1 protein-coding gene is annotated in these 2,039 nt (G+C 65.3%); it reads left to right on the top strand.

The annotated features are described in order from the left end of the window. The first annotated feature begins 775 nt into the window (after positions 1–775). Complete coding sequence (locus tag ACFVYA_RS49860) at positions 776–1,978, top strand: NB-ARC domain-containing protein (RefSeq protein ID WP_387055691.1); 1,203 nt, start codon at positions 776–778, stop codon at positions 1,976–1,978. Positions 1,979–2,039: the final 61 nt, after the last annotated feature.

Below are 2,039 nucleotides of genomic sequence, written 5' to 3'. Positions count from 1 at the left end.
CCCGACTTTCCCTTGGTGCTGGCGGCTTGGGGCCCGCGTGACTTCGCAACCGAGCGGGGCCCCCCCCCGCATCCGCGGGGGCCACGTCACGTAGGTACCTATGTCAGGGCGTAAGTCGCATGAACGCGTAGCAGCCTTCCGACTACGATGCGACTTTGCAGATCTACAGTGTGCCCCCGGCATGGTACCGACCTGCGCCTCCATAGCTAGTCCATGATCAATAGCGGTTGATCGCCCAATGCTGAGACGGCGTGCCAGCCGGACGGAGCGTCGCAGGTCCGATCTGGCTCCTGCCTAGAGTTCGAGCCCTCGACTGAACGCTCGCCCTACGACTCTCGACGAGGGATCTGACCTGTGGGAAGACCGCTGCTGGCGCGGCATCGGCAGGGCCGTCGGCGGTCGAGGAGGGCACTTGCACCTGCGACGCGGTTGACCGGTGACCGCGGTGTTGGTGCAGGTCCTCGGAATCACCGGGCCGGCCCTGCGCTACACATTCAGTAACGTCCACCGCGCCGGACTTACCTTTCCAGACCCCGGCAATCATTCTCGCCGGCTCGATGTCGACCACGAGCCACATCTCGGCGAACGAGCCCGGTGAATAGGCCCGGCCACTCGGCAGTCCACCACGGCCGGGCCAAGCAAGAGCTCACATGCTCTACACGGAGCTGGGAATACCCGACGCGGACGAGATGTGGACACTTTCTGCCACTATCGACTCACTCGTAGTGTTAGTAAGGTCCTATGTCTAGCAGGTTGGGTCTCCTCGGGAGGACGCGTGTCGAAGAAGCTCAAGCACTTCGTCCTCACGCTGTGCCTGATCGGATTGTCCGCTGTCGGTGCCCTGCTCGGCGGGCTGGAGGACAAGACTTGGTGGGTGCTTGCCGGGACCGGCGCGGTCGGTGTCGTCCTGCAGACGCTCACGACCAGAGTAGGCAACGCCGTCGGCTCGCCAACTTCTGCCGCCAGCACTACGCCGGCCGCACTACCACTGCGGCAGCTGCCGTCGAGCCTTCCCGACTTCGTGGGGCGGACGCGCGAGCTTTCCCAGCTTCGCTCGGCGTCAACGGGGCAGGGCGCGGCGGACATACGTCTGGTGTTCGGTCCGGGGGGCGTTGGCAAGACCTCGCTTGTTGTTCAAGCCGTCGAGCAGGAGTCGGAGCGTTTTCCGGACGGACAGCTCTATGTGGATCTTCAGGGGTATGGCCCGAACGCGTTGCCGCCCGAGCAGGTGCTAGTCGGCTGGCTACGAGATCTGGGCCTAGACGAGCGGGTCATTCCAACGACGCTGACCGAGCGCAGTCGCGAGTTCCGTTCGCGTATGGCAGGCAAGCGGGCCGCCGTCATCTTGGACAACGCCGACACCGAGCAGCAGGTCAGGCCTCTGATGGTAGGCGGCGTCAACTGCGTCACGTACGTGACGAGCCGCTCACCGCTCGGAAGTCTGCCGACCAGCATGCGTATCCAACTGGACGGACTCTCCGTCGACGAGTCAGTGGAGCTGCTGGGCCGGATTCTTGGGTCGGATCGGGTCCGCACCGAAGAGCAGCCGGCGCATCAGCTGGCCAGTGCGTCGGTCGGGCTACCGCTCGCTCTGCGAGTTCTGGCCGGGCGTCTAGTAACCGAGCCCCGGCCGCTTGCCGCATTGGTGAACCGGCTGGACCGGCGGCGGGCCGAGGGCCGGCTGCTGGCCGAGTTCACGTTCGGTGACCTGAGCGTGGAGGCGAGTTTGGCCCTGAGCCGCGAGCACCTACTGCTGCGGGCGCAGGAGGCTTTTGACATGCTTGGCCTGCACCCGGCGGACGACTGGCCGGACTGGTCGGTGGCCGCGCTGTGGGGATGCACGCTGCTGGAAGCCGAGGAGATCCTGGAGAGCCTCACCGGTGCCCAGCTGGTCAAGGTCGTTACAGCCGGATCGAATGGCGATATCCGCTACCGCATGCACGACCTAGTGCCTCGGCAAGGAACGTTGACGTGGTAACCGTGTCGCGTGGACATCCGGGCTGGTGATCGCGAAGCTGGCCGGTGGAGGTGAGTCATGG

Source organism: Amycolatopsis sp. NPDC058278, from assembly GCF_042881395.1.
Taxonomy (GTDB): Bacteria; Actinomycetota; Actinomycetes; order Mycobacteriales; family Pseudonocardiaceae; genus Amycolatopsis.
This window is presented reverse-complemented; position numbering and strand designations above follow the sequence as displayed.